Source organism: Ewingella sp. AOP8-B2-18 (assembly GCF_052376015.1).
Classification (GTDB): Bacteria; Pseudomonadota; Gammaproteobacteria; order Enterobacterales; family Enterobacteriaceae; genus Ewingella; species Ewingella allii.
In genome coordinates, this window is the sequence record NZ_JBQSVB010000009.1 from 105,844 (window position 1) to 127,941 (window position 22,098).

The 22,098-nt window shown below is 53.5% G+C and carries 19 protein-coding genes; 11 read left to right on the forward strand and 8 right to left on the reverse strand.

Annotated elements, in window-relative coordinates; genetic code table 11:
• Positions 1–10: 10 nt before the first annotated feature.
• Entirely contained in the window at positions 11–949 is a 939-nt protein-coding gene (mdh, locus tag ACT3RR_RS17410) for a malate dehydrogenase (protein WP_034795231.1), read from the reverse strand.
• 463 nt (positions 950–1,412) lie between these two features.
• On the opposite strand from mdh, the gene argR reads away from it, so the two are divergent.
• The 3 genes from argR (at position 1,413) to yhcN (ACT3RR_RS17425) (ending at position 3,125) form a co-directional block, all read left to right on the forward strand.
• Positions 1,413–1,883 (forward strand): transcriptional regulator ArgR, encoded by a 471-nt coding sequence (gene argR / locus ACT3RR_RS17415; RefSeq protein ID WP_353500668.1) that lies wholly within the window; start codon positions 1,413–1,415, stop codon positions 1,881–1,883.
• Between the two features lie 482 nt (positions 1,884–2,365).
• Positions 2,366–2,629, forward strand: a complete 264-nt coding sequence (gene yhcN / locus ACT3RR_RS17420) for a peroxide/acid stress response protein YhcN (protein ID WP_100938234.1) — start codon at positions 2,366–2,368, stop codon at positions 2,627–2,629.
• Positions 2,630–2,861: 232 nt separating this feature from the next.
• The gene (gene yhcN, locus ACT3RR_RS17425; RefSeq protein WP_353500667.1) at positions 2,862–3,125 is read left to right on the forward strand and encodes a peroxide/acid stress response protein YhcN; all 264 of its coding nucleotides are present in this window, start codon (positions 2,862–2,864) and stop codon (positions 3,123–3,125) included.
• A 296-nt stretch (positions 3,126–3,421) separates the two neighbouring features.
• Here the strand turns inward: yhcN (ACT3RR_RS17425) and mpl are convergent, their stop codons facing one another.
• Positions 3,422–4,807, reverse strand: coding sequence for a UDP-N-acetylmuramate:L-alanyl-gamma-D-glutamyl-meso-diaminopimelate ligase (gene mpl / locus ACT3RR_RS17430; protein ID WP_496200824.1), 1,386 nt, complete (start codon positions 4,805–4,807; stop codon positions 3,422–3,424).
• Positions 4,808–4,974: 167 nt separating this feature from the next.
• Between mpl and fbp the strand changes: the two genes are divergently transcribed.
• Positions 4,975–5,991, forward strand: a complete 1,017-nt coding sequence (fbp, locus tag ACT3RR_RS17435; protein ID WP_353500665.1) for a class 1 fructose-bisphosphatase — start codon at positions 4,975–4,977, stop codon at positions 5,989–5,991.
• Between the two features lie 91 nt (positions 5,992–6,082).
• Here the strand turns inward: fbp and ACT3RR_RS17440 are convergent, their stop codons facing one another.
• Positions 6,083–7,654 (reverse strand): methyl-accepting chemotaxis protein, encoded by a 1,572-nt coding sequence (locus tag ACT3RR_RS17440; protein WP_496200825.1) that lies wholly within the window; start codon positions 7,652–7,654, stop codon positions 6,083–6,085.
• Positions 7,655–7,957: 303 nt separating this feature from the next.
• On the opposite strand from ACT3RR_RS17440, the gene ppa reads away from it, so the two are divergent.
• A complete protein-coding gene (gene ppa / locus ACT3RR_RS17445) occupies positions 7,958–8,488 on the forward strand; it encodes an inorganic diphosphatase (RefSeq protein WP_034795220.1) in 531 nt (176 codons plus the stop codon).
• Between the two features lie 145 nt (positions 8,489–8,633).
• Here ppa and ACT3RR_RS17450 read toward each other — a convergent pair whose 3' ends face one another.
• Genes ACT3RR_RS17450 through tamA form a run of 3 tightly spaced genes read right to left on the reverse strand, consistent with a single transcriptional unit; the run spans position 8,634 to position 14,510 of the window.
• Positions 8,634–8,984, reverse strand: coding sequence for a gamma-glutamylcyclotransferase family protein (locus ACT3RR_RS17450; protein ID WP_034795217.1), 351 nt, complete (start codon positions 8,982–8,984; stop codon positions 8,634–8,636).
• Between the two features lie 31 nt (positions 8,985–9,015).
• A complete protein-coding gene (gene tamB / locus ACT3RR_RS17455; RefSeq protein WP_496200826.1) occupies positions 9,016–12,834 on the reverse strand; it encodes an autotransporter assembly complex protein TamB in 3,819 nt (1,272 codons plus the stop codon).
• Positions 12,831–14,510, reverse strand: coding sequence for an autotransporter assembly complex protein TamA (tamA, locus tag ACT3RR_RS17460; protein ID WP_437342017.1), 1,680 nt, complete (start codon positions 14,508–14,510; stop codon positions 12,831–12,833). The genes tamB and tamA overlap by 4 nt, the downstream gene beginning before the upstream one ends.
• Positions 14,511–14,809: 299 nt before the next feature.
• Between tamA and msrA the strand changes: the two genes are divergently transcribed.
• From msrA to ACT3RR_RS17480, 4 genes are all read left to right on the forward strand, one after another.
• Entirely contained in the window at positions 14,810–15,466 is a 657-nt protein-coding gene (gene msrA / locus ACT3RR_RS17465; protein WP_496200827.1) for a peptide-methionine (S)-S-oxide reductase MsrA, read from the forward strand.
• Entirely contained in the window at positions 15,445–15,702 is a 258-nt protein-coding gene (locus ACT3RR_RS17470) for a hypothetical protein (RefSeq protein ID WP_353500660.1), read from the forward strand. The genes msrA and ACT3RR_RS17470 overlap by 22 nt, the downstream gene beginning before the upstream one ends.
• A gap of 11 nt (positions 15,703–15,713) precedes the next feature.
• Positions 15,714–17,087, forward strand: a complete 1,374-nt coding sequence (locus ACT3RR_RS17475) for a polyamine export protein PaeA (RefSeq protein ID WP_353500659.1) — start codon at positions 15,714–15,716, stop codon at positions 17,085–17,087.
• Positions 17,088–17,229: 142 nt separating this feature from the next.
• Positions 17,230–17,871, forward strand: coding sequence for a DNA-3-methyladenine glycosylase I (locus ACT3RR_RS17480; RefSeq protein ID WP_496200828.1), 642 nt, complete (start codon positions 17,230–17,232; stop codon positions 17,869–17,871).
• 81 nt (positions 17,872–17,952) lie between these two features.
• On the opposite strand, the gene ACT3RR_RS17485 is transcribed toward ACT3RR_RS17480, so the two are convergent.
• Positions 17,953–18,159 (reverse strand): DUF1107 domain-containing protein, encoded by a 207-nt coding sequence (locus ACT3RR_RS17485; RefSeq protein ID WP_353500657.1) that lies wholly within the window; start codon positions 18,157–18,159, stop codon positions 17,953–17,955.
• Between the two features lie 318 nt (positions 18,160–18,477).
• Here ACT3RR_RS17485 and ACT3RR_RS17490 point away from each other — a divergent pair, with 318 nt between their 5' ends.
• Complete coding sequence (locus ACT3RR_RS17490; RefSeq protein ID WP_496200829.1) at positions 18,478–19,035, forward strand: YtfJ family protein; 558 nt, start codon at positions 18,478–18,480, stop codon at positions 19,033–19,035.
• Between the two features lie 71 nt (positions 19,036–19,106).
• Here ACT3RR_RS17490 and cysQ read toward each other — a convergent pair whose 3' ends face one another.
• Positions 19,107–19,853, reverse strand: coding sequence for a 3'(2'),5'-bisphosphate nucleotidase CysQ (gene cysQ, locus ACT3RR_RS17495; RefSeq protein WP_485902000.1), 747 nt, complete (start codon positions 19,851–19,853; stop codon positions 19,107–19,109).
• A gap of 220 nt (positions 19,854–20,073) precedes the next feature.
• On the opposite strand from cysQ, the gene ACT3RR_RS17500 reads away from it, so the two are divergent.
• A complete protein-coding gene (locus tag ACT3RR_RS17500) occupies positions 20,074–22,035 on the forward strand; it encodes a bifunctional 2',3'-cyclic-nucleotide 2'-phosphodiesterase/3'-nucleotidase (protein WP_353500654.1) in 1,962 nt (653 codons plus the stop codon).
• Positions 22,036–22,098 lie beyond the last annotated feature (63 nt).

Consider the following 22,098-nt stretch of genomic DNA (forward strand, 5'->3'; position numbering starts at 1 on the left):
TAGGCAGATATCACTTGTTGATGAACTGCTCACCTAACTCGATATCTTTACGCAGTACGTCGAGCATTGAATCCAGAGATTGCTGCTCGAATGCGCTCAGAGTACCCACGCTTTTCAGCTCGGCTACGCCGTTTTTACCCAACAGAATTGGCTGTGCGAAGAAGCGGGCGTGTTCGCCTTTACCTTCAACATATGCACATTCAACAATGTTGCTTTCGCCTTGCAGAGCACGAACCAGAGACAAACCGAAACGTGCCGCAGCCTGACCCATAGACAGGGTTGCAGATCCGCCACCGGCTTTCGCTTCAACCACTTCCGTACCCGCGTTCTGGATACGTTTAGTCAGATCAGCGACTTCACTTTCAGTGAAAGAGACGCCAGGGATCTGAGAAAGCAGTGGCAGGATAGTCACGCCTGAGTGGCCGCCGATCACAGGCACTTCGATGTCCTGAGGCTGTTTGCCTTTCAGTTCAGCCACGAAGGTGTTTGAACGGATAGCATCCAGCGTCGTCACGCCGAACAGTTTGTTTTTGTCGTAAACACCGGCTTTTTTCAGCACTTCTGCTGCGATCGCAACGGTGGTGTTCACTGGGTTGGTGATAATACCAATCAGTGCTTTCGGGCAGGTTTTAGCCACTTGCTCAATCAGGTTACGGACGATGCCCGCGTTCACGTTGAACAGGTCGGAACGGTCCATGCCCGGTTTACGAGCTACGCCCGCAGAGATCAGCACCACGTCAGCACCAACCAGTGCAGGCGTTGCATCTTCACCGCTGAAACCTTTGATTTTTACTGCTGTAGGGATGTGGCTGAGGTCAACTGCTACGCCCGGGGTAACGGGGGCAATGTCATACAGAGAGAGTTCTGAACCTGAAGGCAGTTGGGTCTTGAGTAGAAGGGCGAGGGCCTGGCCGATACCGCCAGCTGCACCGAGAACTGCAACTTTCATCCTATACTCCTTTATTATCATAAACTTAAAAAGCGCCGTGAATTCATCTAGGTAGTGACCATCATCCACTGCACTACTGCAACAATCTCTATACCTGAGATTGAGAAGCTACGCGGTAATTTTGGCTGTATGTCGGCTTTATTTAAGATTATTTGCTTATGCATCAATGGCATAAATCAATGACATCATAAAAATAGCGTCACGAAACACGACAGGTTAACCGGCGGTTACATTACACCCGTTGATGGCATCAGGACAATATCAATTCCATAACAATTTAATAACTATGTCTTATGTCAACAATGCACAATTCCAGCATATTCATTACTAAATTCATCGCTGGATAAATGGGTATAACCAGACATTGCGCACAACTCAGGGTAATGAGTGATTATCTTTATTGCATAAAAATTCATATATATGCATAATCACCCGCACTATCGTTATGACCTTAGGGTGCAAAATGCGTAATCCTGCCAAACAGGAAGATCTAATTAAAGCCTTCAAAGCCTTATTGAAGGAAGAGAAGTTCAGTTCTCAAGGCGAAATCGTCCTTGCTTTGCAAGAGGACGGATTTGAGAACATCAACCAATCTAAAGTTTCTCGCATGCTGACCAAATTCGGTGCCGTACGCACCCGCAATGCGAAAATGGAGATGGTGTACTGCCTGCCGGCCGAGATTGGTGTCCCGACCACCACCAGCCCGTTAAAAAACTTGGTTCTGGATATCGACTATAACGATGCCGTTGTGGTGATCCGCACCAGCCCGGGTGCAGCGCAACTTATTGCCCGCCTGCTGGACTCATTAGGCAAATCGGAAGGCATTCTTGGCACCATCGCCGGGGATGACACCATTTTCACCACGCCAGCCCGCGGATTTAGCGTGAAACAGCTGTACGAAGCCATTCTCAGTCTGTTCGAACAAGAGCTTTAATCGCGCTCTTCCTCAGCGTAAAGCCACTCCATTATATGCGCAGGTGACCCGTGAAGTACTCAACGGTATCCTGCGAGCACCCTTTTCTACCTTATTTTCTGGTTATTTATAAATTATTAACCCTAAAACCCACCTATCAGGTTGTTTTCCAACCGACCTGACATGATGTCATCCTGTTAAATACGACCCTACCAGTCACACCATCTTCACATGCTGGTTTCAATAGTGTGAATCTCTGCAATATTCAGCACAAATAGCTCAAATGACATAACCCATTAATTTATCAAGACAATACCCTCAAAAGGTCAATTTTAAGCCGTTTTTTATTCTTTTCTGTTATTAAAAACACTACTAGCCCCCTTATAACCACACCAAAAACTATTAGCAAACTATTAATATTTCGGGTTACTAGATGTATACTCATTTCCGTGATGTGAATCACTGTTTGTTCGGACTACATAATAAAAGAGACGAGGTCAATCATGAAAGTAACAACTACTATCGCTGCATTCAGCATTCTCTCTGCACTGTCATTTGGCGCATTTGCAGCACAACCTGTCACACAAGATCAGGCAAAAAATCTGCAATCCGTCGGTATGGTTAGCGTCAGCGGCGTGGCCGGTGCTCCTACGGATATTCGTCAGGCACTATCTGATAAAGCCGATGAGCAAGGTGCAAAAGCCTTCCGCGTGATTGAAGTTCGCCAAGAAGGCAACTACCACGCAACGGCAGAGATTTACCAATAAGACGTTGAAGTCACAGACGTTTTAGTAAGAGAAGTTTGAGTAAGACAAATTATCTGGCCTAAGAAATAGAGGCCGAAGCATTAAAAAACGGATTTATCGCTGCAACGCACCAAGTTTCCAGAGCGCAAAAACGCCCTTCAATCTTGATAATACAGACCTGATGAATCCAAAACATGAATCGACGTTGCTATCAAATAACCTGCATCAACGTCATAAATATCAGGAAATTGTCATGAAAATCACGACTACTATCGCTGCACTTAGCCTGTTCTCTGCCATCTCATTTGGCGCTTCAGCTGCCAACTTGGTCACCAACGATCAGGCACAGAATTTACAACCTATGGGTACCATTAGCGTCAGCGGCGTTAACGGCGTACCTATGGATATCCGCCAGCAACTGTCTGACAAAGCCGACAGCAAAGGCGCGACCTCTTATCGTGTGATTGAGGCTTATAACGAAGGCGCATATCACGCGACGGCTGAACTCTATAAATAAGCTTTATTGAGCGAAGCGAGTCACCCTCATAAGTAGAAAAATTGTTGTATTGAAGTCCCGGTTTCAATAGCCACCCAGCGATAAGAATAAGCGCTGTTGAGGCTGGAAAGAGAGCTGACACTGCCACTGCCGTGCTCTTAACTTCCCGAGACCCTCGTCGTCCTGTCCGACGACACCCTTTGGCTCCCGTGTATTGCGGGAGCTTTTTTTTATCCTTTTTTCCGCGCCCCGCTGCCTTTCAGCCATAAAAAAACACAGCCGGAGCTGTGTTTAAGAAGGTTCCAACAGGCTGAAGCTTATTCCTGCTCGACCGCCACAGATTTCGCCGCCAGAGCATCCAGCAGTTTGGTGTGAATGCCGCCGAAGCCGCCGTTACTCATCACCAAAATATGGTCGCCCGGCTGCGCGGCTTTCACCACTAAATCGGCCAGCGAGTCGACATCCGCGCTCCAGTGAGCAGGCTGCACACAGTGCTCAGCAACTTCTGCTACTTGCCAAGGAATGTGCTGAGGCTGTAACAGGAAGACTTCATCGGCACGGCCCAGCGCTGGCGCCAGTTCATTCTTGCTCATGCCCATTTTCATGGTGTTAGAACGCGGTTCGAGCACGGCCAAAATGCGCGCGGTACCGCCGACTTTACTGCGCAAGGCAGCAAGGGTGGCCAGAATCGCCGTCGGATGGTGAGCAAAATCGTCATACACGCTCACGCCATAGGCTTCGCCGCGCAGTTCGAGACGGCGACGGGCGTTGATGAAATCGCCCAAGGCTTTGCAGGCATCTTCAGGTTTCACGCCGACGTGACGCGCCGCGGCGATCGCCATCAGGCCATTGTGCATGTTGTGTTCGCCAACCAGCGACCAGTGCACTTCGCCGACGCTCTCACCGTGCAGGTAGACGGTGAACGAGCTGGCGTCCGGGGTCAGCTTCTTGGCATCCCAGGCGCAGGTTTCGGCTTCACCAACAAACTCCTGCTCACTCCAGCAGCCCATCGCCATCACTTGTTTCAGCGGTGTGTCATTGTCAGGCAGGATAATTTTCCCCTGACCCGGTACCAGACGAACCAAATGGTGGAACTGTTTCTGGATAGCTTTTAAGTCGTCGAAGATGTCAGCGTGGTCGAACTCAAGGTTGTTCAGCACCAGCGTGCGCGGGCTGTAGTGAACAAACTTGGAACGTTTGTCGAAGAACGCGCTGTCGTATTCGTCGGCTTCAATCACCATAAATGGGCTGTTACCCAGACGCGCAGAGACGTCGAAGTTGCCCGGCACGCCGCCGATGACATAGCCCGGCTCGTAGCCGCAGGCTTCGAGGATCCACGCGACCATGCCAGCCGTGGTGGTTTTACCATGGGTGCCCGCAACGGCAATCACCCAGCGGCCCGGCAGCACGTGGTCGTGTAACCACTGTGGGCCAGAAACGTAAGGAATGCCCTGCTCCAGCACGGCTTCCACGCACGGGTTTCCGCGCGTCATGGCGTTGCCGATGATCACCAGATCAGGACGAGGCTCGAGCTGCGCGGGGTCGTAACCCTGGATCAGTTCAATACCCTGATTCTCCAGCAGCGTACTCATTGGTGGATAAACGTTGTTATCTGAACCGGTAACCTGATGCCCTTGTGCGCGTGCCAGCATTGCCAGCCCGCCCATAAAGGTGCCGCAAATCCCAAGAATATGAATGCGCATATGTTTTCCATTAATGCCTTTAAGTCAGCCGCTATTCTACCGCTCAGAATCCTCCAGAAGAAATGGATTTGCCTAGGATTCATCCATATATTTGGGCTAAACTGCTCGTGCTCATGTTAAGGTTTTATTAATAAACCGTTATCCATCCTAGATTTAGGGAATGCGTCATGAAAACGTTAGGCGAATTTATTGTTGAAAAGCAGCAGGATTTTCCCCATGCGACCGGCGAGCTGACCGCTCTCCTTTCAGCAATAAAACTCGGCGCAAAAATCATTCATAGGGACATCAACAAAGCCGGGCTGGTCGATATTCTCGGTACAAGTGGTGTAGAAAACGTGCAGGGCGAAGTTCAAATGAAACTCGACCTTTACGCCAATGAAAAGTTAAAAGCGGCGATGTTAGCGCGCGGCGAAATTGCCGGTATCGCGTCGGAAGAAGAAGATGAGATCGTCGTCTTTGAAGGGGAACGTGCTGAAAATGCAAAATACGTGATCCTGATGGACCCCCTTGATGGCTCCTCCAACATTGATGTTAACGTCTCTGTCGGCACCATCTTCTCTATTTACCGTCGTACCACTCCACTGGGCCAGCCGGTCACCGAAGCTGACTTCCTGCAACCGGGCAACCGTCAGGTCGCGGCAGGTTATGTGGTTTACGGCTCCTCCACCATGCTGGTTTACACCACGGGCGCGGGCGTTCATGCCTTCACCTATGACCCTTCACTCGGCGTCTTCTGCTTGTCTCATGAAAAAGTCCGTTTCCCAGCGAAGGGCAACATGTACTCTATTAACGAAGGCAACTACATCAGATTCCCGCTCGGCGTGAAGAAGTACATTAAGTACTGTCAGGAGCAGGACGAAGCCACAAATCGCCCTTACACCTCGCGCTATATCGGCTCTCTGGTAGCGGATTTCCACCGTAACCTGCTGAAAGGCGGCATTTATATCTATCCAAGCACCGCAAGTCACCCTACCGGTAAACTGCGCCTGCTGTATGAGTGCAACCCGATGGCGTTCCTTGCCGAGCAAGCCGGTGGTAAAGCCAGCGATGGTAAAAACCGTATTCTGGACATCATTCCGCAAAAGCTGCACGAGCGCGCACCTTTCTTCGTCGGCAACCGTTCAATGGTTGAAGATGCAGAACGCTTCATCGCTGAGTTCCCAGACGACGCTTACCCACAATAAGAACGCGTTATCTCTGTACATCACTTACATAAAAAAGGTTCGGCATGTGCCGAACCTTTTTATTTGCCCAAGCCATTAGTTTGGATTCGATTTATACCAAATCTTGCTGGCTGAGCTTAAACACCGACACGCTTTGCGCCAGTAACTGCGCCTGCTCTTCCAGCGAGCGCGTTGCCGCTGTCGCCTCTTCCACCAGCGCGGCGTTTTGCTGCGCCACCTGATCCATTTGGGTAATGGCGATATTCACCTGCTCGATACCGTGCGTCTGCTCGGTGGTGGCGATAGAAATCTCACGCATTAAGCTGGTAACGCGGCGCACTTCGTTGGCAATCTCAGTCATGGTGCCGGCCGCCGATTTGACCATGGTTTCCCCTTCCGAGATGCGGCTTTCAGAGTCCACAATCAGCTCTTTGATCTCTTTTGCCGACTGCGCGCTGCGCTGCGCGAGACTGCGAACTTCGCCCGCCACCACGGCAAAACCGCGCCCCTGCTCACCGGCGCGAGCAGCTTCAACGGCGGCGTTCAGTGCCAGAATATTGGTCTGGAAGGCAATACCGTCAATCACCGTGATGATGTCGGTAATACGTTTCGAGCTGTCAGTGATGGCCCGCATTTTATCCATCACGTGATTCACCACCTGACTGCCTTTATCGGCAATGCTCGAGACACTCTGCGCCAGCTGATTCGCCTGCTCGGAGTTGGTGGCGTTCATACGCACCGTAGAGGTCAACTGCTCCATGCTGGCCGCCGTCTCTTCCAGCGAAGCCGCCGACTCTTCGGTGCGCTGCGCCAAATTCACGTTTCCGGCAGCCAGTTCGCGGGTGCCGACGTCAATCTGATTGCCCGCATCGCGCACTCGGCCAACGGAGGCCGCCAGCGAGTCTTGCATCTTCTTCATGGCACGCAGCAGACGGCCCATTTCGTTGCTACGCGAATCATCAATGTCATGGGTCAAATCGCCCGCCGCGATGAACTCCAGTTGGGCAATCGAGGTACTCAGCGGATGCATGATGATTTTCTGCAACGCGAACCACGACAGCAGTGCGATAGAGATCGCAGCGATGCAGGCAACAATAATAATGGTCAGCTGGATGCGCGACTGGGCGCGAGCATGCTCAATGCGCTGCTGAGTGCTCTCCTGAGCGTAAATGCGGAAATCGCTCAGTGCCTTATCGTAGGCGTTGCTGTACGGCGTTATTTTGTTTTCTAACACGTCGTAATAGGCGTCGCTGCTTTGTGACTGAATGGCCGCCAGCGCGGGGAGCAAACCGTTGGCTTTATAAGCATCATAGGCGTCTTTCAAGGCCTTGGTCAGCGCACGCCCCTGCTCGTTGCCATCATCAATCCCCACAAACAGAGCCACTTTCTCATCGGCTTGTTTCAAATAGCCTGCCACTCGCCCCGCCGTGGCCTTCGAGTCATCCATCATGCCAATTTCCAACTGACGCACGGCCACGCTGCTTGCCACGCGAGCGCGCAGCGAGAAGCTGTAACTCTCCGCCAGCGAACCCAACTCTTCACCCTGCAACTGGTTAATTTGCTGTAACGAGGAGGCGCTCTGGCGAATGGCGTTGGCTCCTAAGACGCTGACCAACAATAAAATCAGGGTCATTACCCCTAACAAGGCGATCAATCCTGCCTTTACGCTCAACTTATTCAACATGCTGTGTTATCCGGTGGTTTAGGAAATGGAGGAAAATGAAGAGAGGTAATCTGTCGATGCCGCAGACTTTTTTATGTCATTTGTTATCGACTATTTTGTGAAAATCTTGAGAAGAAACCGTAAAACAGGCAGTTAGGCGGTAAAGCGAGGACTCAGAAAACTTTCATGCCAAACAATAGGGATTAACAGCAGGGAAAAAGAGAGAAACACCAGAAATCCCCACCACGAAAAGGACAGGAAATCGTGACGGACTTGGCTATAATGTCCGCCACTCCAATTCCTGGTTCACTGAAGGAAACCAAAATGAGCTTAATCAATGTGCCGGCAGGCAAAGACTTGCCAGAAGATATCTACGTAGTTATCGAAATCCCAGCTAACGCTGATCCCATCAAATACGAAGTAGATAAAGATACCGGTGCACTGTTCGTGGATCGCTTCATGTCGACTGCGATGTTCTACCCATGCAACTACGGTTACATCAACCACACCCTGTCCCTTGATGGTGACCCGGTAGACGTGTTGGTCCCAACGCCGTACCCACTGCAACCAGGCTCAGTCATTCGCTGCCGTCCAGTTGGCGTGCTGAAAATGACCGACGAATCTGGCGAAGATGCCAAAGTTGTTGCAGTACCACACACCAAACTGAGCAAAGAGTACGATCACATTAAAGATGTGAACGACCTGCCAGAGCTGCTGCGCGGCCAGATCACCCACTTCTTCGAGCAGTACAAAGCGCTGGAAAAAGGCAAATGGGTTAAAGTTGACGGCTGGGCTGACGCTGCTGCTGCGAAAGAAGAGATCGTGACCTCTTTCGAACGCGCTAAAAACAAGTAATTGTTTGAGCTTTACGGTCGCCGAACGGCAGGCCGTATAAAAAGAAAAACACCGCCCATTGGACGGTGTTTTTTTTATGTCTCTCTCCCTGGTTTTAGAAGAGATGTGTTTGGTATCAACGGAACGACGACCTTGCTCAGCGTTCTTACTTCACATCTTCCGCACGCTTGAGCCAATCACCACCTTCAATACGCGGTACGCCTTCGAGCGAACGTATATAGAGGTAGATCCAGGCACTGCCGTACGGAGTGGAAATCAGCTCACGTTTATAATCTTTTGTATTACTTTTCAGTTCATCCAGTTCAGCCATAATGGATGACGTGATGCGGTAAACTTCACAATAGACTTTTCCATCCCCTGGAACGGCTGCCGGATAGTGCCCCAGATTATAGAGCGCGTAGCCTTCCAGCTCGTGGTCACCCAACCACTGAGCGTTCGTCATCCAATGACTGTTGCCTTGCTTGCGTCGTAAACTGCCATAAACAATTATTCGCATGTTTGGTTTCGTATAGTAAAAGTCACATGAGTTAAAACTCAAACTGATAAAGCAAATCCAATGCCTGATCGATACCCGAAACGGCTTCGAGGTAAAGTTTAGGCATCAAACGATAACGCAGAGTCAGCGTTGCCAGCGAGTCGAAGATACCGACACCGTATTTCACCTGAAGACCCGGTAAAACATAGCCACTGACCACCACCTGAGAGTTATCCCCCACGCCCTGCGTATCCAGCGCCAGATTGCTGACACCGAATGCTTCGCCGATTTTACCCACAAGTTTACCACTTTGCGCAACCCCCATACCGATAAGCATTGAGGTCATCGCGCCACTATCGGCACCAGAACTGTCCAAACCTTGGCCGCGAAGCAGGTAGGACAAGGCTTGTTCCTGCGACATCACCGGATCTGAGAATATTTCAAGTTTAGGCGAATCCGCCTCGCCCGTGACACGTAAACCGGCAATAACGTTATTTTCGGTCGAGTCTGGGTTACGAATCGCTTCCAGATTCAGCAGCGGCTGGTCGGCCGGGCCGGAGAACAGCAACTGGCCTTTACGCACAATCAGGTCCTGCCCGTAAGCGTGGAAACGACCGGAAGGAATATCAATCTGGCCGTTTAACCCCAGACCGTGTTTATCCTGCGCGACCTTGAGCGCCCCTTTCAGACGGGCTTTCAGGCCGAAGGCGTCGAGACGCACGTCATCGCCGATATTCACCATCAGATTGCTGTTGATGGGGATCGAGGTCGACGGCGGCGCAATCGGCTGGCGCTGGTCATTGAGCATCACTTCATCGGACGAGACGCCCACCGCGCTTTCCGGCAGCTCCTGCACGGTAATGCGCGCCCACGGGATATCCACCCGACCGTTGAGCGAGAACAGCTGCGGCGTGGCTTCAAACACCACGTCCGGCGAGACGTCCAGTCGCACCATCGGCGGCACGGAAACCCTCACCCGGTCGCCCTTGGCGGCAATTCTGGCGCGCCACGCGTTCAGCACGCTCCAGTCGGCGTTGCCGTTTAATGCCAGCTGGCCGTGGGCGGTGCGGATCACCCCATCCATCAGCGACGACATGCCGTTGAAGTTGATATTGAGGTTGCCGCTGGTGACATCAAACGGCATGAATTCGGCGTCAAAGTCGATATCTGACAGCGCCAATCGGCCAAACACCTGCGGCTTCTGCGCGTTGCCGCCCAGACGCAGGTTGGCGTTGAGCAGGCCCGAGGCCTTCTCGCCATCGGCCAGAATCGGTTGGATCAGCGCCATCGATATGCGATTGATATTCACCGTCCCGCTGAGATTGCGGCGGTTCTGCGGGTCGGCGATTTGCACGTTGCCATCAAACTGCCCGTTATTGGTCAGCTTGATTAACCAGTCCAGCGTCGCGCGGCCGTTGTTCATGCCGGCATTCAGGTTCAGGGTGTCGAAGGCGATAGGCAGGAGGTTGCCACTCACCAGTTGCTGTACCTTCACGCCGTTACCCACCAGCGACACGCTGCCCTGCGGCAAGCCGCCGTCGGCTTTCCACGCCACGTTGGCTTTGCCGGTAAACACGCCACTCAACTTGGTATCGTCGCCGAGGAAAGGCTTGAGCATCGCCAAATCAAAGCGATTGAGCTGCAAACTCGCCTGCCCGCTAGCACCGGCGTCGATGGTTTTCGGCACGCAAAGGTCGGCATTAGGGTTCTGCCAGCAGTGCGGGCCGACGGTAACGCGCTGCTCTTTGTTGAAGTACTCCAGCGCAATCGAGCGATTCAAGCGCCATGCGCCCACTGGCGTATCAAACAGCGTGTTATTGATGTTGCCTTTCCACTGCTCTGTGGCGCGGTCGAAACTGCCGGTCAGGGCCAGTTGGCCAGAAACCGGTTTGCCTTCGACATTCAGTTTAAGCTGATGCTGCTTCTCATTACCTTTGGCATCTAGCGTCAGGTTGCTGATTTCCAAAGCATCTTGCTTAAGCTGCTGGACACGAACCGCGAGGTTGCCCTGAATCTGCTCCGCCGAGCTGACATCACCTTTGATGTCCACCCGGTTAATGGTCAGCGCCTGCCACTTGAGGCGGCTGGCGGTCAGGTCAGCCAGCAGCTTCGGCGCTTTCAAGTCGCCGCGCACCTGAATCATGCCTTTAGCGACGCCGCCCAGTCCCGGCAGCGCGCCGTCCAGATGCTGGGCGTCAATGTTGGCGTCCAGCGCCCATTTATCGCTGAGCGAGCCTTTCACATCAATGTTGTTGCGGCCCAACTCAAGGTGCAGCTGAGGGATATCCCACTGGCCGTAGTTGTTGCCACGCAGATTCCCACGCGCCTTCACCAGATTCTGCTTAACGTTGCCATCCAGCTCCAGCGTCGGGATCTGCATCTGCCAGCTTCCGCCATACAGGCTGCCGCGCGTAGCGATTTTGCCCTGCAATTTGGCTGGCCAGTCGGGATACTGCTTGGCGGTGTTGATGCCATTCAGGGTCAGTAAGGCATTCCAGCTAATCGCCTTGCTCCAGTCCACAATGCCCGTCAGGTCAGTATTACCCTGCAGGGCGGCCAGGCGTAGCAGGGTCAGTTTGAACTGCTCGACGTTGCCTTTGCCATCCACGGTCAAGGTGGCAGGAGGGATTTGGTCGCCGCTGAAGTCGGAACGCAGTGACAGCGCGTAATCCGTCGCCTTACCCGAAAACTTCAGTTTGAAGCCTTTGACCTGATACTGCGGCGTGCCGGTCAGCGGCCATTGCAGCGCGTCACTGTTCAGGGTCAGATTAAGCGGCAGGCCCGCCTCGGCGAGCTGGGTTTGCAGCGCCAGCTGGGCGCGCACCGGGCCTGAGAGGTTAATGCCGAGATCCAGCTTATCGCGCAGACCTCCGCCCACCTTCAGCTTAATTTTCTCGCCTTTGATGGGGTCGACGTTCAGCGCGGTGTTGAGGGTCATATCCACCGGCCAGTTGTTTTCCAGCGTCGCTTGACCAATACCGTCTAGCGAGCCTTGCGGCGAACGCACTTGCAGCTGCTCAAGCTTCACAATCTGATCCTGCGAGCTGGCTTTAAGGGCGAAACGGGTGATCAACACGTCGGTATCCCCCGTCAGGCGTAAATTGTCCGCCGTCAGCTGCTCAATATTCAAATCCAGCGGCAGGCGGAAGTCCGGCAGTTCTGGCAGCAATGGCTTGGCAAACAGCTCTTGTAAGGTTTCACCCAGCGGCTTTTCAGGCGGGGCTTCAACCGGTTTTTCGGCCGGTTTGCCGGTGGCTTTCTCCACGGCTTTATCTTGCGCGGCTTGAACCACTTCTGGCAGAGGGTTAGCCGGGGTCTTCGGCAGGGCAATCAGCAGGCCGCCGATATGAGTCGGGGTCAGATGCAGCGAGCGATCCGTCCACTGCGCGCCAGTGCTGAACTCACCCAGCGAAATGGCGCGATCGTCGATAGTCACATTAACGTTATTGAGCGTCAGCGCGCGCAGCGTGATGGGGTACGGCGTGCTGAGGTTGGTCAGCGGCTCGCTGTTTTCAGGCTCGGCTGTGGGCTGGGACGGCGTCATTTCATTGGTTTTCACCGCCACGTCCACGTCACTCAGGCCAACGGCGTTGACGCACAGCGCGCTGTTTTTAAAGCACGAGAGGTCGAGCGACAGGTGGAACTCGCCGGCTTTCACATCCACGCCCGGCATTTGGTAATGCAGGCCCTTCAGTTGGAGGTTGCGCCAGCCGCCCTCAACGCTGTCGATCTTCAGGCCGGGGACAAAGCGCTGGGCGCTGTTGATAACCAGATGCAGCCCTGTTTGCGTGCCGATAAGAAACGCCACCGTGCCCAGCAGCAACAGCAGAACGATGAGGAAACCAATACAGATCTTTTTAAACAAACTCATAATTCTGGACCCAAACCGATGTAAAACTGCAATCCATGCTCATCTTTGTCCGCCACTGGCGCGGCAATGTCGAACTTGACCGGCCCAATGGGGGAAGCCCAGCGAACGCCCACACCTGCGCCGGTTTTCACATTGCTTTTGGCGATATCATTTACGGCTTCGCCGGAGTCAACAAACACCGCGCCCCACCACTTTCCGGTCACGTTGTATTGATACTCGAGCGAGCCGGTCGCCAGTTTTGACGCACCGGTCAGCTTGCCGTCACTGTCTCTTGGCGACAGAGATTTGTATTTATAGCCGCGAATACTGCGGTCACCACCGGCGAAGAAGCGCAGGGATGGCGGCACGCGCTCAAAGTCGTTGGTTTCAATCCAGCCCAAATTCCCGCGCACCACGAAGCGATTTTTCTCCGCCAAGGTGCGGATCCAGACGTTTTGCGCCTGCACCACCGCGAAGTCGACGTCCGATCCCCAGGTGGTGTCAGACACGTCGAGCGAGTAGCGCTGGGAGTCGCCCCAGGTCGGCATCAAACCGCCGCGCTGGCGGGTGCGGTTGGCACTCACGCCCGGATAAATCAGCATGGTGGTGTTGGTGACATTACCTTGGGTAAAGTGGTCGAGGCTCCAGCGTAGATTAACCGCGCGCTGCCAGCCGCTGCTCAGATCCCAGTAACGCGCCAGATTGACGGTGCTGGAGTCTGATTTGGTGTCGTTGAGGTCTTCACGTTTGAAGCCGCCCTGCACCAGATAATATTGCTCGAGAGGCGCTTTCAGCAGGGGGATTTTATAGCTCAGGTCCAGCGACTGCTCCGGGCCTGAGAGGTTAATGGTGCTTTCAATGCTCTGGCCGCGGTCATTGACCCACGGCTTCTTCCAGTTGGCTTTGATGCGCGGGCCGACGTCGGTGGAGTAACCCACACCGGTTTCTAATGTGTTACGGGTTCGCGGCGTCACCACGGCGTTCAGCGGCAGCGTTTTGGTGGCTTTGGCGTCGCTAAAATCAGGCGCGACCACCACCGAGTTAAACCAGCCCGTCGCGGACAGACGGCGGTTCAACTCCGCCAGATCTGAGGAGCTGTAGTAGTCGCCCTGATGGAACGGCACCAGATTTTGCAGATATTCTTCGCGGATTTGCGAGCCTTGGAAATTCACTTGCCCAAAGTGATAGCGATCGCCGCTGTCGAATTGGATATCCCAGAACGCCTTGTGTTCATCTTCTATCACGCCGAGCTGGCTCTTGCGCATATCTGCGTCAAAGTAGCCCTTACGCACGGCAGCGCCGGTCAGCGCGCTTTTGAAATTGTCATAGGTTCCGTGATTGAGGATGGTGCCCACGGCCGGGACGCGCGACTTCTTTAGCGCTTCAAACTCATCGTCCTTGCTCGCCTGACCTTCAATCACCACGCTGGTCCCGGCGATTTTCACCGGAATGCCCGGCGTGACTTTGGCAATCAGCACCGGGCGGCCCGGCGGCGGGGTCGCTCGATAGTCGAAATCGATAGTCGGTTGGTAATACCCCAGCGGCCTTAGGCCTTGCTGGATAGCCGCACTGACGCGCGCGCGGAAACGCCCGTCCGCCCCCACTTCGTCACTCTGAATTGAGGAGAGTCGGACACGGACGTTCTTTTGCAGGTCGCCTTCCAGACCTTCCAACTGCAAGCGCACTTTCGCCGCCATAGAGAGCGAGGGGGCCAGCAACAGACCTAACACAAAGAGTTTACGGTGGTAACGTGGCACAAGCGCTCCTGCTGATTTTACTATCCTGTTAAAATATCAGATGCCTGCCGGGGAATTAATGCCAAAAGTCGGCAGATTCGCCTCTTTAAAATCTAATTCACGTAGTTTAGTGCTAATTCCCTAAAAATCGTCAACGACAGAGCAACGTCTCCCGTATTGTGTGCAAAGTCGCAATCAGATACAACTAACAGCAAACTATTGACCGTAACAGGTTATTAAAGAAACAACTGGAGTCCGTTTTGGTTCAACAATCTGATAAAAATAGCTCTGACAAAACTCAACGGGTGAAGCAAGAAGACGCCTTAACCGGCCGCACCACGCCAATGCCCGTTGCGACCACTCACGCCGTGACCAGCCACTCCATGACTCACGTTCCCGATGAAATGAACGTGGCAATATTTGCCATGGGCTGTTTCTGGGGCGTTGAGCGCCTGTTCTGGCAGCAAGAAGGGGTTTACAGCACGGCGGCAGGTTACACCGGCGGCTTCACCCCCAACCCGACCTACCGCGAAGTGTGCACCGGCCAGACCGACCATGCCGAAGCGGTGCGCGTGGTGTTCGATCCGGCCATCATCAGCTATGAAAAGCTGCTGCAAATTTTCTGGGAAAATCACGATCCGGCGCAGGGCATGCGTCAGGGTGGCGATATCGGCACTCAGTACCGCTCGGCGATTTACGTGCTTAGCGAAGCGCAGCAGGACGCTGCCCTGGCGAGCCTCCAGCGTTTCCAGGATGCTATGGACGCCGCCAACGACAAGCGCCACATCACCACGGAAATCAGCGAAGCGCTGCCTTTCTACTATGCCGAAGATGACCACCAGCAATACCTGTTCAAGAACCCAGAGGGTTATTGCGGGTTAGGCGGCATTGGCGTTTGTCTGCCACCGACGCGCTGATGATTTGCCAATTTGCCCGTGGCGCGGATGGCGAAAAGCCCCGCAGCACGGGCGATGCAGGAGAATTTTTAAGCGCTGGCGGCAATATCGCGGCTCCGCTATACTATGCGGGCCGCGAATGTGGCCCAATCAGAGTATTTCTAGCTGTTATCTTTGATTTTTTCGCCCTTGATGATTTTTCTTTTATACAGCAACCCAACGAGTACCCTTCCCTGCCGGTTTTAGGTCGGTGTTAAACGGATAGATTATGTTAAACAGTATCTTACTGATTCTTTTACTCATCGCGATCAGTGCCTTTTTCTCCCTGTCGGAGATATCGCTGGCCGCTTCTCGAAAAATTAAACTTAAACAGTTGGCAGACGAAGGAAACGTCAATGCCTCCCGTGTTATGAAATTGCAGGAAACCCCTGGCCTGTTCTTCACCGTGGTACAAATTGGTCTGAACGCCGTCGCCATTCTTGGTGGTATTGTCGGTGATGCGGCCTTCTCCCCTGCTTTCCAGACGTTCTTTATTCGCTTCATGTCGCCGGAATTGGCGGATCAAGTCAGCTTCATCTGTTCCTTCGTCCTGGTCACTAGCCTGTTTATTCTGTTTGCTGACCTCACGCCGAAGCGCATCGGTATGATTTCACCTGAGACGGTTGCCGTCCGTATAGTCAACCCGATGCGTTTCTGCCTCATGATTTGCCGCCCTATGGTCTGGTTCTTCAACGGCATGGCAAATATGATTTTCCGCCTGTTCAAACTGCCAATGGTGCGCAACGACGACATTACCTCCGACGACATTTACGCCGTGTTTGAAGCCGGTGCGTTGGCGGGCGTGCTGCGCAAGCAGGAGCACGAGCTGATTGAAAACGTGTTTGAGCTTGAATCTCGTACCGTGCCTTCTTCCATGACCTCCCGCGAAAGCGTGATCTACTTTGACCTGCGCGAGAGCGAAGACAGCATCAAACAGAAGATTGCCACCCATCCGCACTCGAAGTTTCTGGTGTGTGACGGTCATATCGACCAGGTCGTGGGCTATGTCGATTCCAAAGACCTGCTGAACCGCGTGTTGGGCAATCAGAGCCTAATGTTGAGCAGCGGCGTGCAGATTCGCTCGGCGCTGATTGTGCCGGACACCCTGACCCTCTCCGAGGCGCTGGAAAGCTTCAAGGCCGCCGGGGAAGACTTCGCGGTTATCCTCAACGAATACGCGCTGGTCGTGGGCATCATCACCCTGAATGACGTGATGACCACCCTGATGGGCGATTTGGTCGGTCAGGGTATGGAAGAGCAGATTGTCGCCCGTGACGAGAATTCATGGCTTATCGAAGGCGGTACGCCAATCGAAGACGTGATGCGCGTGCTGCATATCGAAGAGTTCCCGCAGTCTGGCAACTATGAAACCATCGGCGGCTTCATGATGTTCATGCTGCGTAAAATCCCGAAACGCACCGATTTCGTCAAGTTCTCGGGCTACAAGTTTGAAGTGGTAGACATCGACAGCTACAAGATTGACCAGCTGCTGGTGACTCGCATCACTGACAAACCGGTCGCGCCTCTGCTGCCAAAAACGCCGCAAGAGATCAAAGATGAGAAAGCCGCGAACAAGCTGGCTGAGAAAAACGGCGACCACTAACCGTCGTTAGCCGCGCGCTAAATCAATCTCGAAAACGGAATCCGGAAACGTTCATCGCGTTTTCGGATTTTTTTATGCGGGTTGATCGGCGCCACAAAGCCCACTAGGGTAAGTTTATCCCCCCAGCTATGGAGCGTGCGGTTTGAGCAAAGCATCGAGCAATACAGAATCAGGGCTGATCGTGGCTGAAGACGGGACGCCTCGCTGCTTCTGGCAACCAAGCATGCCGGACTATCACGATAACGAATGGGGCCATCCGGTGGTGGATGACCAGCGGCTGTTTGAAAAAATCTGTCTCGAAGGCTTTCATTCGGGCATGTCGTGGAAGCTGATTTATAACAAGCGCGAGCATTTCCGCCGGGCTTTCAACGACTTCGACTTCCATCTTGTCGCGCAATTCAACCAGCAGGACGTTGAGCGCCTGATGCAAGACGCCAGCATTGTGCGTAACCGGGCGAAAATCCTCTCCACCATTAACAATGCCAAACGCGCGATTGAACTGGTGCAAGAAGCTGGCTCCATGGCGGCGTGGATATGGCAGTTTGAGCCGTCGCCGCAGGAACGGCCGGAAACCGTCAATCTGGCTTACTGGCATGAAAACACCACCAGCGCCGCCTCTCTCGCCCTGTCCAAAGCCCTGAAAAAGCGCGGCTGGACCTTTGTCGGGCCAATCACCACCTATTCATTAATGCAGGCACTGGGGCTGGTGAACGATCATCTCGAAGGTTGTATTTGTCGTCAGGAAGTGGAGGCGCTGCGAGCAAAGCTGAAACGGCCGGTTTGAAGCGAAGGGGGAGTCAAGGATTGAAGAGAAACATAATGGCGCGTACAACAGAAAACTCGCTGTTGTGCGCGCCTGAGGGCCTTAGCCCATTTCGGCCTGAAGATGCATAACCTGACGGTTAACTTCAGACATCACACTAAAATGGCGCTTATCACGTACTTTCGGCAATAAAATTTTGCCATGGTCGAACTCAAATGCGCCGACATCTTTAATATACAAACGACCGCGGAACAACGTCTTAACATACTTGGCTACTTTCAACGGATTGTAGCGCTGGAAGATTCTCATTTTTCTACTTTCCTCCGATAAATCACTGCGTGCTCAGGCTCAGGTTAAAGCTGCGATGAAAGCCTGAATCGAATCATATTCGCAGTGAGTAGACATATAACATAGCAGGGAGTTCAGGTTCTGCCAGTATATTTAACTGCTTTTACCTACCTTGACAGTACGCTTTCAGAATAGTCCTTATGCCAACAGTATAACCCTTCAATCTATGTCATTTCTGTAAGCTATAACACACTGTTAACATCTCAACAGGACAGACCACTTAACAACTTCTATGATTGTCGGGTCGGTACGTTTTGTCGCCTTTTCTATGGAGCCACTATGACTTTAAGAAGCTTGCTAATTATATCCTTAGTTATTTTCCCATTCTTCGCCTCAGCCCACAATTTGGTCATCGATAATCGCCTTCCGGCGGTCGGCGTGGACCAAAAAGGCGAACTCAATTACGTCAACGATGAGTTCAGCTACGCCCGCTGGAACAGTGCCAAGCTGCCGGGCAAGGTCCGCGTGGTGCAGCACATGGCCGGGCGCAGCAGCGCAAAAGAGCTGAATGCGCCGCTGGTCGATGCCATCAGGGCAGCCAATCTACCTCACGATCGTTACCAAACGACGACAATCGTGAATACTGATGACGCCATTATCGGCACCGGCATGTTTGTGCGAAAAAGCATCGAGGGCGGCAAGAAGGAGTTCCCGTGGTCACAGGTGATAGTCGACAGCAACGGCGTGGTGAAAAAGGCGTGGCAGCTGGAGCCGAAAAGCTCGGCCATCGTGGTGCTAGATAAGAACGGGATGATTAAATTTGCCAAAGATGGCGCGCTGACCCAGGCCGAGGTCAAACAGGTGATTGATCTGCTGCATAAGCTGGTGAAGGAGTAATTGCCGGCAAGGAAGACTCGAACAGAAAAGCGCCCGTCGGCGCTTTTCTTTTTATGGCATCTTTTACTTCACTAGAATAGTGAAACGCGGAAGCCCGGATTAAGGAATGACTCTTTCGGCGTATAGAGCAGGGTTTGCCCGGTCCAGTCTTTGACCACCGCGCCTGCGGCAATCGCCACGGCATGGCCTGCGCCGGTGTCCCAAATATTGGTTGGCCCAAAGCGCGGGTAGAGCTGCGCCTCGCCTTCCGCCACCAGACAGAATTTCAGCGAAGAGCCTACAGCCACGGTTTGGTGCTCGCCGAGCTGAGTCAGGTAATCCTGCAACTCCTGATCGTTGTCATAGTGCGAACGGCTTACCACCACCAGCGGCGGATGGGCTTCCTGTACGCGGATCTGCTTGCGCTCGCCCTTCTCTTCTTTCCACGCCTTGCCCTCTGCCGCGCTGTACATCACGCCGGTCACCGGCACATACACCACGCCCAGCACCGGCTTGCCGTCTTCGATCAGCGCGATATTCACGGTGAACTCGCCATTGCGCTTGAGGAACTCTTTGGTGCCGTCCAGCGGATCGACCAGCCAATAGCGAGTCCAGCTCTGGCGCTCGCTCCAACTCTGCGGGTCTTCTTCGGACAGCATCGGCGTCTGCGGGTCAAGCGCCGTCAGGCCTTGCTTAATCACGTTGTGAGCCGCGATATCCGCCGCCGTGACCGGAGAGTCATCCTTTTTCTGGCGGGCGTCTAACGGCTGCTCACCGTCATACACCGCCATGATAGCGTCACCCGCCTCGCGCGCCAGTTGGCAAATTTGCTCTAACATTGTCCACCTCAGTTGTTCTTTTCAAAACGCTAAGTCATGTAAGAAGCCTAGTTTTTTTTAGCCGGAATAGCTATCCCGTAATCTGCCCGTGTTAACAATTCCGCTGGGCAATACCTGTTACATCTCACAATTACTTATGACACCTGATTACATTCTCAGCGAATTTTGAGATATATATCCGACTTTTTGTTCACTGTTCTTCTTTTCTGGAGGCACTTCAATGCTTAAGCGTCATCTGACGTTATCCCTGCTGGCTTCGCTGGTTGCCGTCTCGGCCCACGCGTCACAGGTTGATCTTCGCATCATGGAAACCACCGACTTACACAGCAACATGATGGACTTCGACTACTACAAAGATAAGCCGACGGACAAATTCGGGCTGGTGCGCACCGCCAGCCTGATCCACGCGGCGCGCGGCGAAGTCACTAACTCCGTGCTGGTCGACAATGGCGACGTGATTCAGGGCAGCCCGCTGGGCGACTATATGGCGGCGAAGGGCTTGAACAAGGGCGACATACATCCCGTCTATAAAGCCATGAATACGCTGGACTACGTGGTCGGCAACTTGGGCAACCACGAGTTCAACTACGGGCTGGAGTACCTGCAAAAAGCCATTGCCGGGGCGAAATTCCCTTATGTGAATGCCAACGTCATCGACAGCAAAACCGGCAAGCCGCTGTTCACACCTTTCCTCATCACCGACAACACTGTCAAAGACCGCGATGGCAAAACGCACAACCTGCGCATTGGCTATATCGGCTTTGTGCCGCCGCAAATCATGGTGTGGGATAAGGCCAACCTGCAAGGCAAAGTGACCGTCGCCGACATCACCGAAACCGCCAAAAAGTGGGTGCCAGAGATGCGCAAGCAAGGCGCCGATATTATCGTGGCCATCCCACATTCAGGCCTGTCCGGCGACCCCTACAAAACCATGGCAGAGAACTCGGTCTACTACTTAAGCCAGGTTAAGGGCATCGACGCTATCATGTTCGGCCACGCGCACGCCGTGTTCCCAAGTGAAGATTTCGCCAATATCAAAGGTGCGGACATCAAACAAGGCACCTTAAATGGCGTACCGGCCGTGATGCCGGGCATGTGGGGCGACCACCTCGGCGTGGTTGACATGGTGCTGAACAATAAAGACGGCAAGTGGAGCGTGGAAACGGCTCGCGCCGAAGCCCGGCCAATTTTCGACAAAGCCAGCAAGAAGTCGTTAGCGGCGGAAGACCCGGAGTTAGTGAAAGTGCTGGCCGACGACCACAAGGCCACGCGTGAGTTTGTCAGCAAGCCGGTGGGGAAATCTAACGACAACATGTACAGCTTCTTGTCGCTGATTCAGGATGACCCAACGGTGCAAATCGTCAACAACGCGCAGAAAGCCTATACCGAGCACTTTATTCAGGGCGATCCGGACCTAGCGAACCTGCCGGTGCTCTCCGCCGCCGCGCCGTTCAAAGCCGGTGGCCGCAAGAATGACCCGGCGAGCTTTGTTGAGGTCGAGAAAGGCAATCTGACCTTCCGCAATGCCTCAGACCTGTACCTTTACCCGAACACCCTGGTGGTGATGAAGGTCAGCGGGCAGGAAGTGAAAGACTGGCTGGAGTGCTCCGCCGGGCAGTTCAACCAAATCGACGTTCACAGCAGCAAACCGCAGTCGCTAATTAACTGGGACGGCTTCCGCACCTATAACTTCGACGTGATTGACGGGGTGAATTACCAGATAGACGTCACCCAGCCCGCGCGATATGACGGCGAGTGTACGCTTGTCAATAAAGATGCAGAGCGTATCAAGAACCTGACGTTCAACGGCAAGCCTATCGACCTGAAGGCCACCTTCTTGGTCGCCACCAACAACTACCGCGCCTATGGCGGTAAGTTCGCCGGAACGGGCGATAAGCACATCGCCTTCGCCTCGCCGGATGAAAACCGCTCCGTGGTAGCGGCCTATATCGGCGCTGAAACCCAGAAATCAGGGGCGGTCACGCCAACCGCGGACAACAACTGGCGTTTGGCGCCGATTGTCGCCAGCCAGCCTCTGGACATTCGCTTCGAAACGTCTCCAAGCGAAAAAGCGGCCGAATTCATCAAAACCCACGCGCAGTACCCGATGACTGCCAAGGGCGCGGATGACGTCGGTTTCGAGGTCTATCAGGTTGACCTGCAAACTCCGCTGAAAAAGTAATCAAATCCTCTTGTGAACGCAAAAAAGGGCGCCGAGGCGCCCTTTCTTATCTCTGTAATCTGT

Bases quoted from the DNA above. Each gene is read 5' to 3' on its own strand.
- tamA (WP_437342017.1), bottom strand. From the start codon at position 14,510: ATGGCGGCGAAAGTGCGCTTGCAGTTGGAAGGTCTGGAAGGCGACCTG.
- ppa (WP_034795220.1), top strand. From the start codon at position 7,958: ATGAGCTTAATCAATGTGCCGGCAGGCAAAGACTTGCCAGAAGATATC.
- ACT3RR_RS17500 (WP_353500654.1), top strand. From the start codon at position 20,074: ATGCTTAAGCGTCATCTGACGTTATCCCTGCTGGCTTCGCTGGTTGCC.
- mpl (WP_496200824.1), bottom strand. From the start codon at position 4,807: ATGCGCATTCATATTCTTGGGATTTGCGGCACCTTTATGGGCGGGCTG.
- ACT3RR_RS17450 (WP_034795217.1), bottom strand. From the start codon at position 8,984: ATGCGAATAATTGTTTATGGCAGTTTACGACGCAAGCAAGGCAACAGT.
- yhcN (WP_100938234.1), top strand. From the start codon at position 2,366: ATGAAAGTAACAACTACTATCGCTGCATTCAGCATTCTCTCTGCACTG.
- ACT3RR_RS17440 (WP_496200825.1), bottom strand. From the start codon at position 7,654: ATGTTGAATAAGTTGAGCGTAAAGGCAGGATTGATCGCCTTGTTAGGG.
- yhcN (WP_353500667.1), top strand. From the start codon at position 2,862: ATGAAAATCACGACTACTATCGCTGCACTTAGCCTGTTCTCTGCCATC.
- argR (WP_353500668.1), top strand. From the start codon at position 1,413: ATGCGTAATCCTGCCAAACAGGAAGATCTAATTAAAGCCTTCAAAGCC.
- mdh (WP_034795231.1), bottom strand. From the start codon at position 949: ATGAAAGTTGCAGTTCTCGGTGCAGCTGGCGGTATCGGCCAGGCCCTC.
- ACT3RR_RS17490 (WP_496200829.1), top strand. From the start codon at position 18,478: ATGACTTTAAGAAGCTTGCTAATTATATCCTTAGTTATTTTCCCATTC.
- ACT3RR_RS17485 (WP_353500657.1), bottom strand. From the start codon at position 18,159: ATGAGAATCTTCCAGCGCTACAATCCGTTGAAAGTAGCCAAGTATGTT.
- cysQ (WP_485902000.1), bottom strand. From the start codon at position 19,853: ATGTTAGAGCAAATTTGCCAACTGGCGCGCGAGGCGGGTGACGCTATC.
- tamB (WP_496200826.1), bottom strand. From the start codon at position 12,834: ATGAGTTTGTTTAAAAAGATCTGTATTGGTTTCCTCATCGTTCTGCTG.
- fbp (WP_353500665.1), top strand. From the start codon at position 4,975: ATGAAAACGTTAGGCGAATTTATTGTTGAAAAGCAGCAGGATTTTCCC.
- ACT3RR_RS17475 (WP_353500659.1), top strand. From the start codon at position 15,714: ATGTTAAACAGTATCTTACTGATTCTTTTACTCATCGCGATCAGTGCC.